The organism is Prevotella sp. MGM2 (assembly GCF_002933955.1).
In the GTDB taxonomy this organism is placed as follows: domain Bacteria; phylum Bacteroidota; class Bacteroidia; order Bacteroidales; family Bacteroidaceae; genus Alloprevotella.
Genome location: NZ_BEWW01000285.1, coordinates 17797 through 32024, shown reverse-complemented (window position 1 = coordinate 32024; position 14228 = coordinate 17797). Strand labels below are relative to the sequence as shown.

The window sequence follows — 14228 nt, the reverse complement described above, 5'->3', positions numbered from 1 at the left end:
TCATGCCCACAAATTTAACACTTTTCTCAAAATTCATGCACCGTGTTTTCGGCTTGACCCGATTTTAGACTGTTAGAACTGAGGGATGATGTAAGCCGTATCATGCGCCGTGAAAAATCGCAGGGGACAAGGATTGTTTTGTGGAATTTAATATGTCTTTTTGTAAAAAAACGGTGTTTAAAAATGGCGTTATAGGAAATAATGACGAAGGCAGACGAAATTCATTTTTTCGTCTGCCTTCGTCAAAAAGTGAAGTCTGCAACTGATGCCCTATGCTATCAATCAGAATTTTAGAATACGAAACGTATCAAATCATTGAATATGGCGAAAGCCATAAGGCCGAAAAGAAGCCACATTCCCATTAATTGGGCGCGTTCCATAAACTTGTCGCTTGGCTTGCGGCGTGTAATGACTTCATAGAGTAAGAACAATACATGACCGCCATCCAAGGCTGGAATTGGGAGAATGTTGATGAAAGCCAACATAAGGGAGATGAATGCCGTAAGATTCCAGAATTGAAGCCAATCCCATTGGGACGGGAAAAGATTGCCGATGGTGCCGAAACTGCCCACGCTTTTAGCTCCATCAGCAGTGAAGACGTATTGAAGGTCATTGACGTAGCCCGATAAAACATTCCAGCCATGGGCTATGCCGGCAGGAAACGATTCAAAGAAACCATATTCCCTTGTAACGATATGTTGTTGATAGTCCTCAACCGGATTGTGCTTGATGATGCCTATTTGATTTTCGGCGTCGAGCGTTAGGCGCAGTGTGTCCGGGGTGGTGGCTCCGGCATGTTTTATGACAGCTGTTATCTTGCTGTACCTGTTGATTTCCTGTTTGTTATTGTCTTCTTTGTAGGCTTGTAGCGTATTTTGTAAGTCGGCCATTTGAATGTTGAACTCATTCCATGTGGCAAGAGTTTTCCCATTGAACGCCATGAGCGTATCGCCAGGCATTATTCCTGCTTTTTGTGCAGGACTGCCGGCTTTCACACTGTCGATGATGGCAGGAGCATATACGGCAATGAAGCGTGGCTCTTTCTGTATCATATCGAGCAGATTGAGATTGCCCGGCATGTTGAAACTGATTTCTTTACCCTGACGTAGTACGGTGACTTTATGTGCTTCAGACAAGTCGCGGTAAAGATCGCCGTCAAAACGGTCAAAGATTTTTAAATCCGTTTTTAAAGGAATATCACCATCTTTGAAGCCTAATTTCTGTGCAGTCTCATTGAATTTGAAGCCGTGGCTCATTTTTTCAATGGGAATATACTTGTCTCCCCATATAAAAAGAATCATGGCATAGATGAAGAGGGCGGTCAGGAAGTTTACTAATACGCCGCCAACCATGATGAGCAGGCGTTGCCACGCCGGTTTGGCACGAAATTCCCATGGTTTGACAGGCTGCTTGAGCTGCTCCGTGTCCATCGATTCGTCAATCATTCCTGATATTTTTACATAACCGCCTAAGGGGATCCAACCGATATGATAGTCAGTTCCTTTCCAACTGAAAATTTTCCATGACTTCCATGGATCAAAGAAAAGACAGAATTTCTCAACACGTACTTTGAAGAGTTTTGCAAAGAAGAAATGTCCGCCTTCATGAAGTAGGATGAGCAGAGCAAAACAGAGGATGAGTTGAAGGGCTTTGATGAAGAATATTTCCATTTTAGAACTGTTTGTTATTAGACAATGTGTAGTAACCGGAAGTGTTCGGATAGATGCATTGTGAATGGCACTAGGAGGTAGACTATAAAAGGCCTATTATTTCAAGACTTTCTTTACGCGCTTCGCTATCAACCTCAAAATAGGTGTCCGGTGTCGGGTGTGACCGGTGGGGAATGCGCATCATTGTTTCCTCTATTATATCGGGTATTTGAGGGAAAGTTATGCGTCCTTGCCGGAATGCAAGATTGGCCACTTCGTTGGCGGCATTCAGTACGCATGGCATGGTACCCCCTTGGATAATGGCATCGTAAGCCAGCTTAAGGCAGCGGAAGCGCTCTTGGTCAGGGCGTTCGAAATGAAGTGCTCCTAATTTAAATAAATCAAGGCGGTCGCCAGACAAAGAAAGACGTTCGGGATAGCTGAAAGCATATTGTATGGGCAAACGCATGTCTGGTATGCCAAGTTGGGCTTTGACCGATCCGTCTGAAAATTGTACGGCTGAATGTATGATGCTCTCTGGATGTACAACGACTTCTATATCTTTAGGAGGCATTCCGAATAGCCAATGAGCTTCTATCATTTCGAAGCCCTTATTAATCATAGTGGCAGAGTCGATAGTTATTTTGGCTCCCATGTCCCAATTGGGATGTTTCAATGCTTGGGCGGCAGTGACTTGGGCGAGGGCTTCTGAGGTAAATGTGCGGAATGGGCCTCCGGATGCCGTGAGCAGTATTTTTTCAATTTTATTATGGCCTTCACCTGTTAAGGATTGGAATATAGCCGAATGTTCGCTATCTACAGGGAGTATGGGAACTTGATTGTCTAATGCATAACGGATAATAAGTTCGCCTGCAACGACTAGGGTTTCTTTATTGGCCAGGGCTATGGGCTTTCGAGAACGCAGGGCATGAATCGTCGGGCGTAAGCCGGCAAATCCTACCAGAGCGGTTAGTACCAAGTCTATGTGCTCATTTTCAACAATTTGGCAGAGAGCCTCTTCTCCGGTGTAAACTTTAATGTCGAGAGGGGCTAATGCTCTACTGACCTTATCATAGTATGTCTCATTGGCAATGACAACAGTGTCTGGGCGAAATTCCCGGGCTTGGTCTATGAGTAAATCTGCATTATTACCTGCTGTCAGTATGTAAGCCTCGAATTTGTCTGGATGTTCGCGGATAACACTTAAGGCCTGTGTACCAATGGAACCGGTAGAGCCAAGCAGCGCAATACGTTTTTTTGTCATGTCCTATCAATTTATGTCAAGCAATCCATCGGGCAATAGAAGACTAATGGTGCGTTTGTTTAAGGAATAATCCGTGAGAAAATCATCATGGAAAGGAATGATGAGTTCTTTTCCATCAGGCGAGCGGAGATAGAATATGATATTTGCTGAGGAATCATCCACATTCTCCACTATGCCTAAAATTATTCCCTTCTCATCAGTGACTGTAAAACCTGTAAAGGCTTTCCATGACCGTATCGAATGGTTTTCTTCTTCAGGCAAACATTTCTTAGGATAAAAGACGCTATGGCCTACCAAACGTTTGGCAAAAAAATCAGAGTCGATATCTTCAAATTTTATGATGGCTGTTTGGTCGTTTTTAAAACGATATTCTTCCCAAAAGAAAGGTACAAGAATGCCGTCCATATCAATTATTAGATATTCGGCTGTTCCGCGATCGAATGCGTCATCAGTGAAAAGCAATTCTATTTCTCCTTCTATACCACGGAATTTACTGATGCGGCCAATGTAAAAAACGTCTTCTGGGCAAATCATGATTCACGGATTATTTGTGCTCCAAGAGTCCGGAGGCGATTTTCAATATGTTCGTAACCGCGGTCTATTTGTTCAACGTTTTCAATACGGCTGATGCCTTCAGCGCTCATGGCGGCGATAAGCATGGCAATGCCTGCGCGTATGTCTGGACTTACCATTCGTCGGCCACGCAGTCTTATTTGATTGTCGTGTCCTACAACAACTGCGCGATGAGGGTCACAAAGAATAATTTGTGCTCCCATTTCTATGAGTTTATCAACAAAGAACAGTCGGCTTTCAAACATCTTTTGGTGGAAAAGTACAGATCCTTTTGCTTGTGTGGCAACGACAATGAGAACGCTTAACAGGTCGGGGGTTAGTCCAGGCCAAGGAGCATCCGCCATCGTCATGAATGAGCCGTCAATGAAACTTTCTATTTCATAATGTCCTTGGTACGGTACATAAAGGTCTTCGTTTCGTCGTTCCAATTTTACGCCAAGACGAGCAAAGGCATCGGGAATGAAACCTAGATTATTGAAAGAAACGTTCTTGATAGTCATTCCGTTACCTGTCATAGCTGCCATGCCTATGAAACTGCCGATTTCTATCATATCAGGTAGTACCTGATGATTGGCTCCGTGGAGTTCCTCAACACCAATAATAGTTAGTAGGTTTGACGCTATTCCACTGATGCGAGCCCCCATTTTGTTGAGCAAGTGGCAGAGTTGTTGTAAATAAGGTTCGCAGGCTGCATTGTAGATCGTTGTTGTACCCTTTGCCATTACAGCTGCCATAATGATATTGGCCGTACCAGTAACAGACGCTTCGTCAAGCAGCATATATGTTCCTTTGAGACATTTTTCGGCAGATATATTAAAAATCCCGGTGCTTTCGTCATAGTTGAATTGAGCTCCAAGTTTTTGTAATCCGAAGAAGTGGGTATCGAGTCGGCGGCGTCCTATTTTATCTCCCCCAGGCTTAGAGATGGCAGCACGGCCAAAACGTGCCGTGAGTGGCCCTATGAGTAGTACGCTGCCACGAAGGCTTGAACAACGTATTAAAAAGTCTTGACTGTACAAGTAGTCGAGATTGACATTCGTTGCACAAAATGAATAGTCTCCCTTGCTGTGTCGGGTTACAGAAACTCCCATGTCACGCAGCAGAAATATAAGGTTATTTACATCAAGAATGTCTGGTATATTCTTGATACGTACCTCATCAGCTGTGAGAAGTGTGGCGCATATAACTTGTAATGCTTCGTTTTTTGCACCTTGTGGTGTTATTTCGCCGCTGAGTCGGTGTCCGCCTTCTATGATGAATGATGCCATATTACCGGAAAGAAGAGAAGAAATGGTCTGTTGTATGGGGATTATAAGGTTTACTGTTGTGTTATTTCCTTAAGCGTTTGCCTGGAATAAACTGACGTTTGGGAGTATTCGCGGACTCCAACAGTTGTATGGCTTCGTCAAAACAGACCGCCCCATCGGTATAATCTTCAATGTCACGGGCTACTTTTTCATTGTCAACATAATCTCCGCGCCATTCAGTCAAAGCTCCTTTCATCCGGATGCCTAACATTTTAATGATACCCTTTCGTTCCGGTTGGTTTTTCCCCATTTCCTTAAGTTTCATGAGGGTATCTTCTATCAAGTGACCATAATGGCGAAATCGAATGCGGTTGCCGGGATAGGAAAGTTTCCTGGGATTCTTGTCTTTACCGTAAGTTTCTATTTCATAGGGGTAGTCAATATCAAGTTGGTAATCGGCAAGAAATGCCAAATGATTCCACAGTGTTTGCTTGTAATTGGGTTGTGAGCGCATTTGAGGATTAAGAGCTGCCATGACTTTAACTATACGTTCTGCCATCGCTTGTCTTCCAGCTTGGTTTTCTATGGCCTTGGCCCGTTTGATGAGTTCTTGTATCAATCGCCCGTATTTTTGCAATTTCAGGCGTTCTTCTTCTGTATTATATGTAATGATAGCCATGAACTGGTCGTAAATAATTTTAAATAAGAGGTTTGGATTTTCCTGCCACGAAAGTTTTCAGATAGTATGGTTCAAAGTATGCCACATTTTCGAAATGTCTCAAAGCCATGGCACGTTCTGCCAATGGCAACATGTGGCGCGCAAGTGGAACAATGTTTTCGATAAACCGGGCATTGGGGTTTTTGATAATCTCGCGACATTTTTCTGCGCCGTTTCCGAAGAAATAAACGGGATGTGTGGCTAGAATATCATCAAAAGAGTTTTTTTCTATTATTTCTGCTGTTGTCGGGCGTATTTCTGTCAGGCTGCGGTCATAAATAGCACAATAGACCTCCATCCGGCGAGCGTCTATCATGGGGCAGAGGAGTGCGTCTTCAGGAAGCTCTTCGTGATAAAGCAAGATGGGGGTGGCCATTATCTGTAAAGTGGGCAGGGCTATCAAGGGAATGTCACGGCCATAGCATACCCCTTTGGCTGTTGACATGCCGATACGTAGTCCGGTGTATGACCCTGGTCCTATACTCACGGCAACAGCATCGAGAGGGATTGCATGACTGTCGGCAAATGACAGGGCTTCTTCTGCGAACGGAGCCAATACTGCAGCATGTTGTGGTCCCTCTTGGTTTTCTTTTTCAAACAGGCATGCTCCCTCTTGGCTTAAAGCTACGGAGCAGACGTTGGTAGATGTTTCTATATGTAAAATACACGACATGATGTCTGCGGTGTGGTTTTTTTCAAGATAAAGTTTTTTGTGGAAATGTATTGTTTAAAACCGCAGTAAATACAGTTCTTTACCCAGATAACATTTCATTTTGCAAAGATAGTGAAAATGAGCGAAAATGAGCGAAGAAGAAAAGAAAACTTGTTTGTTTATTGTGATTAATAGAGTAGGGGAATTTGATTATGATATTTATTATTAATGTGTTCCTTGTTTTTATAGATAGTTGATGGAAAGATATATTAAAGCGGGACTCCTGTTAAGGATATCCCGCTTTAGATTGTGTTGATGACAATGTTTTCCGCCTGAAAATAAAATGCTTAAACCGGATTTTCCGGTGAAATTTCTATTTTCTTCCATTCTTTTAGCCGATGAAGTAATTCTTTTACTTGCAAGCGTTTGTCCGGAGCTGTATTTTCAGGGATGGGAATCGTTGTCAGTCTGAGGGTTCTGACTGTGCCGGCATCGATGTCGGCATGCACGTAAACTGTTTCTTGGACATCCGTTTTTTCTGTGGAAAATAATGTGCCAAGGAAGTTCTGCTCAGAGGGGACGATGCGTCTCTGGTATTTCCGATTGTTGGCTTGGTCGTTTTTTGTGAAAAGAATACATTTATTGTCCTGAAGCGCTTCTGTGACCATCTCTTTGTTTACTCGAAAGCCAAAGTGATGCAGCAATACTCGGTTGAGTGTCGTGGTAACATAGTTTATTTCGTTGGCCAGATTACGGTGAAATTTATCTTGTGGCGGCAGGAAAGTGGCTATGAACCGACGCAGAAGCCGCATTTGTGCTTCGTGGAGTTGGGTGGAATGGGGGCCATTCATGTGCGGACGCTGTTGTGAGGTTTTACATGTTATGAGTTTCTGCTCTTAATTGTTAGCGAATGTCAGCCCGTCATCTTTGGCTGTTACAGAGATTGGGCGTTGCTTGTCGACATCTCCGCTGAGGAAAGCTTTGCTCAGATTGTTGAGCAAGAGACGCTGAAGAGCGCGTTTTACTGGTCGGGCGCCAAATTCCGGTTCGAATCCTGCGCGCGCTATCAGAGCGATTGCCTTATCATCTACGTGTAATTCCACATTCTGTGATGCCAAAAGCCGTATGGTGGATTCAACTTGCAGGCGTACGATTTGTCTGATTTCCTGTTCGTCGAGTGGCTGGAACATAATAATGTCATCAATGCGGTTGAGAAATTCCGGCCTGATGGTTTGTTTGAGCATGTCGAGCACACCGGCTTTTGTTTCTTCAAGTAACCGTTCGCGTTCCGAGGCATTTTTGCGGCGCATTTCATCGAATTTGCCTTGAATGAATGTAGCTCCCAGGTTGGATGTCATGATGATAATTGTGTTTTTGAAATTCACCACACGTCCTTTGTTGTCTGTCAGACGGCCGTCATCGAGCACTTGCAGGAGAATGTTGAATACATCGGGATGAGCTTTTTCCACCTCGTCAAACAACACAACGCTGTAAGGTTTTCTGCGCACGGCCTCGGTGAGCTGCCCTCCCTCATCGTAGCCTACATATCCCGGAGGAGCTCCGACAAGGCGTGAGACGCTGAATTTTTCCTGATATTCGCTCATGTCTATACGGGTCATCAGATTCTCGTCGTTGAAAAGATATTCAGCCAGTGCTTTGGCCAGTTCTGTTTTTCCAACTCCGGTCGTACCGAGGAATATGAACGATCCGATGGGACGGCGGGGGTCCTGAAGCCCTGCCCGCGAGCGGCGTACCGCATCGGATACGGCTGCAATTGCTTCGTTCTGTCCAATTACGCGGTGGTGGAGCTCTCCTTCAAGATGAAGGAGTTTTTCGCGTTCACTCTGCTGCATGCGGCTTACGGGAATACCTGTCCAACGGCTCACCACATCGGCGATGTCATCAGCCGTAACCTCTTCTTTAACCATGGCTTCCGCTCCTTGCCGTTGGTGAAGCTGTTCCTGCATTGTTGCTATTTCTTCTTGCAGGGTACGCAATTGGCCGTAACGTATTTCAGCCACGCGTCCGTAGTCCCCTTCACGTTCTGCACGTTCTGCTTCAAATTTGAGATTTTCAATCTGCTGTTTGTTTTGCTGAATTTTCGACAGAAGTTCACGCTCTCCCTCCCATTTGGCACGATAGCTGCGCTCACGTTCTTCAAGTTCGGATATTTCCCGGTTGAGTTGTGTGAGCTTCGGCTCGTCGTGTTCGCGTTTGATGGCCTCGCGCTCGATTTCCAATTGGCGCAGTCTGCGTGTGATCTCATCCAGTTCTTCTGGTTGTGAGTCGCGTTCCATCCGGAGCTTTGCGGCGGCTTCATCCATCAGGTCAATGGCCTTGTCAGGCAGAAAACGGTCGGCAATGTAGCGGTGCGAAAGGTTGACGGCCGCAATGAGGGCGTCATCCTGTATGCGTACTTTGTGATGGTTTTCGTAGCGTTCTTTTAGTCCGCGCAATATGGATATGGCATCCTCCGGCGAAGGCTCGTTCACCATGACTGTTTGGAAACGGCGTTCCAGCGCTTTGTCCTTTTCGAAATATTTTTGGTATTCCTCGAGCGTGGTGGCCCCGATGCTGCGCAGTTCTCCGCGTGCCAGAGCGGGTTTGAGGATGTTGGCGGCATCCATGGCTCCTTCGCCTTTTCCGGCTCCTACGAGGGTATGTATTTCATCAATGAAAAGAATGATGTCGCCCTCGGCGCCTGTCACCTCATTGACTACGCTTTTGAGGCGCTCCTCAAATTCACCTTTGTATTTAGCTCCGGCTACGAGAGCGCCCATATCGAGCGAATAGAGTTGCTTGTTCTTTAAGTTTTCAGGAACGTCACCCCTCACGATACGTCCGGCCAGTCCCTCTACGATAGCTGTTTTCCCCGTGCCCGGCTCACCAATGAGAATCGGGTTGTTTTTGGTGCGCCGCGAAAGGATTTGCAGCACACGGCGTATTTCTTCATCGCGTCCTATTACTGGGTCGAGTTTGCCTTCGCGGGCTTCGGTCACGAGGTTGCGGGCGTATTTAGCCAGAGCCTGATAGGTGTCTTCGCCCGATGGTGATGTCGTGTTTCGTCCGCCGCGCAGTTCCTTGACGGCTGCTTGCAGCGTTTCGCCGGTCAGTCCGGCGTCTTTCAACATTTGTGCGGCTTCGCTCTTTACTTTCAGAAGGGCCATGAGCAGAGGCTCAAGTCCTACATAAGTGTCGCCTAGTGTTTTTGCCGTATTTTGGGCTTCGGTCAAGACGTTGTTGGCATCGGCTGCCAGATAGGGCTGCCCGCCTTCTACGCGTGGAAGACTGTTGAGATGTGACTCCACTGCCGCTTTGAGCATTTGCTCGTTTACGCCTGTTTTGCCGAAAAGGAACTGTGTTACGCTTTCGCCCGACGAGAGCAATCCGGATAGTAAATGCACGGCTGTTATGGCTTGTCCCTTTCCGCTTTTTGTCAGTTCTGCCGCATGGTTTACAGCTTCTTGTGCTTTGATTGTAAAATTGTCTAATGTCATATTCGTTCTTTTTTTTGTTTTACTCAATTAGTGATATAGTTCTTCAAACCGGATTGTCTTTGTCCGTTTATGCCTGAATGAGCAAAACTGTTGCCATAACGTGTGGTCTAACATCTGCTAACATTTCCCGCCGTAATGTCAGTAAATATGAGTGGCTGATAATTGAAGAATGTGACAAATGGACAGTGGTGTGCCGCTTTGACAATAAAGCGGCCTTTTCTGTGTTGCCGTTTTTAACATTATTTGCTTTTAACAGAAAAAAGTTGTATATTTGTAACAGCGAAGCGGAGCATTTCATGAAAATGCTCCGCTTTTTTGTGTGTTTCCGTGTGGAAAAGAGGGAAAAATAGCCGTATTTGTGATTGAAAAAGTCCTTATTACAATTTAAATTCCAAGTATTGCTGTCAAAATTCCCAGTAGTCTTTTTCTGATCATGCTTGTTCTTGTGTTGTTTTAATACTGGAAAATGACAAGAAAAGGCCCTTTAAATGTAATGGAAAGTTAAATGTGTTAAAACATAACGGCAGACTAATTCATCATCGCATCGGTGATTGTTCAAGGTAAGGCTTGTTACGGTTATCCCTTGGTCATAAGGCTCAGTTCTTTAACGAATTCTCCCACGTGCAGGCCGTCGACGAGGCCATGATGAACTGTTATGGATATGGGAAGGAGCAGGCGTTTTTCTTTTTCTATGAGCCTGCCTGTCGATATGCGTGGGGCGGAATCGCCGGTTTTGAAAGAACCGGCGTGTTTCATTTCGGAAAATGAAAACCACGGAAGGGAGGAATACCGGATGGCATAGGCACACTCTGGCACAGCCGGAAAGGCCAGTCCGGAACATTCTTTGACACGGCGGATTTCTTGACTGGCATGGTATGCAAAGGTCTCAAAGTCGGCGTCATAATCGAAAAAGCCGAAGCCGAATGTACCGTCGTCACGACCTATGGTAGGCGAAACACCTACTTTGTGGTATTTTATGACGCCTTTCCCGTCTGTGCGCAGGCGGAAAGCCTCGGTGGCATTGGCACACTTCATAATGGCGTGGAGCGAACTGAGAAAAAACGATTGTCTCTTCTGACGGCTGCGGTGATAAAGGCCGGTGAAGTCTATTTCGAGGGTGGTTCCCCAAAACGGGTCATCGAAAGAGGAGAAAAATTCAAAATGTTCTTTTCTGTTCCAGTGGTTAATGTCTATGACTTGTTTCATGATTATGGAAAATAAAGGTAGTGACAGATTCAGGCAGGAACAACAGTGCAGCCGAATGCCTTATATCTGCGAAAATATGAAAAATACTCTTGGTAAAGTGTTTTGATATAAAAAAACATGAAAAAAAGTTTTTATTCCGCGGTTAGTTTGTATTTTTGTAGTTCTAACGGGCCTCTCGCTCTTCGATGTCCGTAATGTCAAAGCGTTCAGTTAAACATATATAATAAAAGCGTAATACTATGACGTTAATCAAATCCATCTCGGGCTTCCGCGGAACCATTGGCGGTAAGCCGGGCGATACGCTCAATCCTATCGACATCGCCAAATCCGTATCGGCTTATGCCAGTCTCCGTGAAAAATATGTCGGCCCCTATCGTCGCAAAATCGTAGTAGGCCGTGATGCCCGCATATCGGGCGAAATGGTGTCGCATGTGGTTTGCGGAACGCTTATGGGCATGGGATTCGATGTTCTCAATATCGGTTTGGCTTCCACCCCCACGACAGAACTTGCCGTGACTATGGAGCGTGCCTGTGGCGGTATTATCATTACGGCCAGCCATAACCCGCGCCAGTGGAATGCTTTGAAGTTTCTCAACGAGAAGGGCGAGTTCCTCCCCCCCGCAGAGGCTTCGGAAGTAGTGCGCCTGGCCAACAGTTGCGACTTTTCCTTTGCGGATGTTGACCATTTGGGATGCTACACAAAGAATTTCTACTTTGACCAGCGACACATAGAAGTGGTGAAATTCCTCGAACTCGTTGATGTAGAGGCTATCCGACAGGCTAACTTCCGCGTAGCTATTGATGCGGTAAACTCCGTGGGCGGCATTATTCTTCCCAAATTGCTCGGACAGCTCGGCGTGACACAGGTGACAGGGCTGAATATGGAGCCGACAGGCGATTTCGCGCATAATCCGGAGCCTTTGAAAGAGCATCTTTCTGATATCCGTAACCTCATGCGTAAGGGACACCATGACATAGCCTTTATTGTCGATCCGGATGTTGACCGCTTGGCCATGGTATGTGAAGACGGTTCGATGTTCGGCGAGGAATACACACTCGTTGCTGTAGCCGATTATGTATTGCAGCATACTCCGGGAAATACGGTTTCGAACCTTTCTTCCACGCGGGCCTTGCGCGATGTCACTGAAAAATATGGCTGCTCCTACACTCCTGCAGCTGTGGGTGAGGTAAACGTGGTAACGAAAATGAAGGAGACTGGTGCGGTTATTGGTGGCGAAGGCAATGGTGGGGTTATATATCCGACAGCACACAGCGGCCGCGATGCCCTTGTTGGTATTGCCCTCATTCTGACTTATCTGGCCAAGACTAAGATGAAAGCCACCGAGTTACGTGACTCTTTCCCCAAGTATTTCATAGCAAAGAATCGCATAGACCTCGATCCGACGACCGATATATTTGCCATATTGCAAAAGGTGAAAGAACTTTACAAAGATGAGAAAGTTACTGATATTGATGGAGTTAAGATAGACTTCGCTGACAAGTGGGTACATCTGCGCAAGTCAAATACGGAACCGATCATCCGTGTTTATTCCGAAGCTCATTCAATGGAAGAAGCTGATGCACTGGGTAAGCAGATCATGGATGTTGTGTATGCCATGACTGGCAAGCCACAGGAATAAAATCAAAGAAAATGGGAGGAAGGGCTATACTCTTTCCTACCATTTTCTTTTTTTATCATATTCGATGTATAATTATGGATAGAAGAAATATATTACTTTGGGCATCGGCTGTGCCTGCTGCTATAGCTTCGGCTCAGGGACGTTATAATGTTGTTTACATTATGACAGATGACCATACGGCCCAAATGATGAGCTGTTATGACAACCGGTTTGTGAAAACACCTAATCTTGACCGTATTGCCGCTGATGGTGTGAAATTTGTCAACAGTTATGTGGCTAATTCTCTTTCCGGACCTAGTCGTGCCTGTATGCTTACAGGTAAGCATTCCCACAAGAATGGCTTTACTAACAATGAGCATGGCATCTTTGATGGTTCACAGCAGACCATGCCCAAACTTATGAGAAAAGCCGGATATCAGACAGCGCTTGTCGGCAAATGGCATCTTGTGAGTGAGCCTACTGGGTTTGACTACTATAATATTGTGCCAGGGCAAGGAGATTATTATAATCCCGACTTCATTACAATGAAAGGAGATACTGTACGTGAAGACGGCTATGTCACTAATATTATAACAGACAAAGCGATTGACTGGATGGAAAATAAACGTGACCGTGCCAAACCGTTTATTCTTTTTATTCACCACAAGGCTTGTCATCGCTGCTGGTTGCCGGAGATGAAATACATTCGTGAATATGAGGACCGTACTTTCGCTCTGCCAGAAACGTTTTATGACGATTATGAAGGACGTCCGGCAGCCGCCGCTCAGGAAATGGAAATAGGCAACAATATCCACATGGACATTGTCTATGACACAAAAATGTATTCGCCCGGAAAGCAAACGCGTCTGACGGATTCTTACCTCTCTATGATTGGGCGTCTGAACAGTCGTGACCGTGCTGATTACGATTATTTTTATGATTCTCTGACTACGGATTTTGAACGTCGCAATTTATCGGGCAAGGAATTGGCGGAGTTCAAATATCAGCGGTATATGCGTGATTATGCCAAGGTTCTCAAAAGTCTTGACGATAACGTTGGGCGTACACTCAAATATTTAGAAGAATCAAATTTGCTTGACTCCACATTGGTCGTATATACTTCTGATCAGGGATTTTATATGGGGGAGCATGGCTGGTTTGACAAGCGTTTCATGTATGAAGAGTCTTATTCTACGCCTCTTGTTATGCGTTTGCCGGATGGGTTGAATGCTCGTGGAGACATCAGGGAAATGGTGCAGAATATTGATTACGCACCGACTTTTCTTGATATTGCCGGAGTTCCTGTTCCGGAAGATATGCATGGTGTGTCGCTTCTACCTTTGCTGGAAGGAAAGCATCCAAAAAATTGGCGTAAAAGTCTTTACTACCATTTTTACGAATATCCGGCGGAGCACAGTGTAAAACGTCATTATGGAGTAAGTACGGCCGATGGATGGAAACTTATTCATTTCTATGATGACATTGATCATTGGGAACTTTATGATCTTAATAACGATCCGCAGGAACTTCATAATATGTATGCACGTCCGGGAATGGAGAAAATAACAAAGCGTCTTATGAAGGAACTTGTGAAACTTCAGAAAGAATATGATGATCAGGATGCGTTGAAGTTAAATGATTCTTTTAAGGGAGAATAAACGTCAGATATTATTTATAAGCAGAGTGTAACGGCAGAAACACCGATACACTCTGCTTTTCTTTAGATAAAAATTATAGTAGATGATTGTTCTTGAATTGTTATGTAGTCACAGGAATAATTTTGTAACCTAAACGCATGATTAT

Annotated in this window: 11 protein-coding genes; 2 read left to right on the top strand and 9 right to left on the bottom strand. The window is 45.1% G+C overall.

Translation table 11 applies throughout. From position 1 onward, the window contains the following. Positions 1-290 precede the first annotated feature (290 nt). The 9 genes from rseP to C5S62_RS08830 all read right to left on the bottom strand — a co-directional run bounded on the left by rseP (position 291) and on the right by C5S62_RS08830 (position 10806). A complete protein-coding gene (gene rseP, locus C5S62_RS08875) occupies positions 291-1670 on the bottom strand; it encodes an RIP metalloprotease RseP (RefSeq protein ID WP_104405023.1) in 1380 nt (459 codons plus the stop codon). Positions 1671-1752: 82 nt separating this feature from the next. Next, complete coding sequence (locus C5S62_RS08870; protein ID WP_104405022.1) at positions 1753-2913, bottom strand: 1-deoxy-D-xylulose-5-phosphate reductoisomerase; 1161 nt, start codon at positions 2911-2913, stop codon at positions 1753-1755. A gap of 6 nt (positions 2914-2919) precedes the next feature. Beyond that, positions 2920-3447: a ribosome maturation factor RimM gene (rimM, locus tag C5S62_RS08865; protein WP_104405021.1), complete on the bottom strand. Its 528-nt coding sequence runs from the start codon at positions 3445-3447 to the stop codon at positions 2920-2922. Beyond that, complete coding sequence (murA, locus tag C5S62_RS08860) at positions 3444-4754, bottom strand: UDP-N-acetylglucosamine 1-carboxyvinyltransferase (RefSeq protein ID WP_104405020.1); 1311 nt, start codon at positions 4752-4754, stop codon at positions 3444-3446. Before murA ends, rimM begins: the two co-directional genes overlap by 4 nt. Before the next feature lie 61 nt (positions 4755-4815). Then, positions 4816-5412 carry a DUF4290 domain-containing protein gene (locus C5S62_RS08855; protein ID WP_104405019.1) on the bottom strand — a complete coding sequence of 199 codons (597 nt, stop codon included), beginning with the start codon at positions 5410-5412 and terminating at the stop codon, positions 4816-4818. A 19-nt stretch (positions 5413-5431) separates the two neighbouring features. After that, positions 5432-6124, bottom strand: a complete 693-nt coding sequence (gene tsaB, locus C5S62_RS08850; protein ID WP_104405018.1) for a tRNA (adenosine(37)-N6)-threonylcarbamoyltransferase complex dimerization subunit type 1 TsaB — start codon at positions 6122-6124, stop codon at positions 5432-5434. Positions 6125-6450: 326 nt separating this feature from the next. Next, on the bottom strand, positions 6451-6954 hold the full coding sequence (locus C5S62_RS08845; protein ID WP_104405017.1) for a hypothetical protein: 504 nt from the start codon (positions 6952-6954) through the stop codon (positions 6451-6453). A 45-nt stretch (positions 6955-6999) separates the two neighbouring features. Beyond that, positions 7000-9600, bottom strand: a complete 2601-nt coding sequence (gene clpB / locus C5S62_RS08840; protein WP_104405016.1) for an ATP-dependent chaperone ClpB — start codon at positions 9598-9600, stop codon at positions 7000-7002. A gap of 576 nt (positions 9601-10176) precedes the next feature. Next, positions 10177-10806, bottom strand: a complete 630-nt coding sequence (locus tag C5S62_RS08830) for a chloramphenicol acetyltransferase (protein ID WP_104405014.1) — start codon at positions 10804-10806, stop codon at positions 10177-10179. A gap of 239 nt (positions 10807-11045) precedes the next feature. On the opposite strand from C5S62_RS08830, the gene glmM reads away from it, so the two are divergent. Beyond that, entirely contained in the window at positions 11046-12446 is a 1401-nt protein-coding gene (glmM, locus tag C5S62_RS08825) for a phosphoglucosamine mutase (RefSeq protein WP_104405013.1), read from the top strand. Positions 12447-12520: 74 nt separating this feature from the next. Then, positions 12521-14083 carry a sulfatase gene (locus C5S62_RS08820; RefSeq protein ID WP_104405027.1) on the top strand — a complete coding sequence of 521 codons (1563 nt, stop codon included), beginning with the start codon at positions 12521-12523 and terminating at the stop codon, positions 14081-14083. Positions 14084-14228 lie beyond the last annotated feature (145 nt).

Excerpts from the sequence above, each read along its gene's own strand:
- glmM (WP_104405013.1), top strand. The coding sequence starts at position 11,046 with ATGACGTTAATCAAATCCATCTCGGGCTTCCGCGGAACCATTGGCGGT.
- rseP (WP_104405023.1), bottom strand. The coding sequence starts at position 1,670 with ATGGAAATATTCTTCATCAAAGCCCTTCAACTCATCCTCTGTTTTGCT.
- C5S62_RS08820 (WP_104405027.1), top strand. The coding sequence starts at position 12,521 with ATGGATAGAAGAAATATATTACTTTGGGCATCGGCTGTGCCTGCTGCT.
- C5S62_RS08870 (WP_104405022.1), bottom strand. The coding sequence starts at position 2,913 with ATGACAAAAAAACGTATTGCGCTGCTTGGCTCTACCGGTTCCATTGGT.
- tsaB (WP_104405018.1), bottom strand. The coding sequence starts at position 6,124 with ATGTCGTGTATTTTACATATAGAAACATCTACCAACGTCTGCTCCGTA.
- rimM (WP_104405021.1), bottom strand. The coding sequence starts at position 3,447 with ATGATTTGCCCAGAAGACGTTTTTTACATTGGCCGCATCAGTAAATTC.
- murA (WP_104405020.1), bottom strand. The coding sequence starts at position 4,754 with ATGGCATCATTCATCATAGAAGGCGGACACCGACTCAGCGGCGAAATA.
- C5S62_RS08855 (WP_104405019.1), bottom strand. The coding sequence starts at position 5,412 with ATGGCTATCATTACATATAATACAGAAGAAGAACGCCTGAAATTGCAA.
- clpB (WP_104405016.1), bottom strand. The coding sequence starts at position 9,600 with ATGACATTAGACAATTTTACAATCAAAGCACAAGAAGCTGTAAACCAT.
- C5S62_RS08830 (WP_104405014.1), bottom strand. The coding sequence starts at position 10,806 with ATGAAACAAGTCATAGACATTAACCACTGGAACAGAAAAGAACATTTT.
- C5S62_RS08845 (WP_104405017.1), bottom strand. The coding sequence starts at position 6,954 with ATGAATGGCCCCCATTCCACCCAACTCCACGAAGCACAAATGCGGCTT.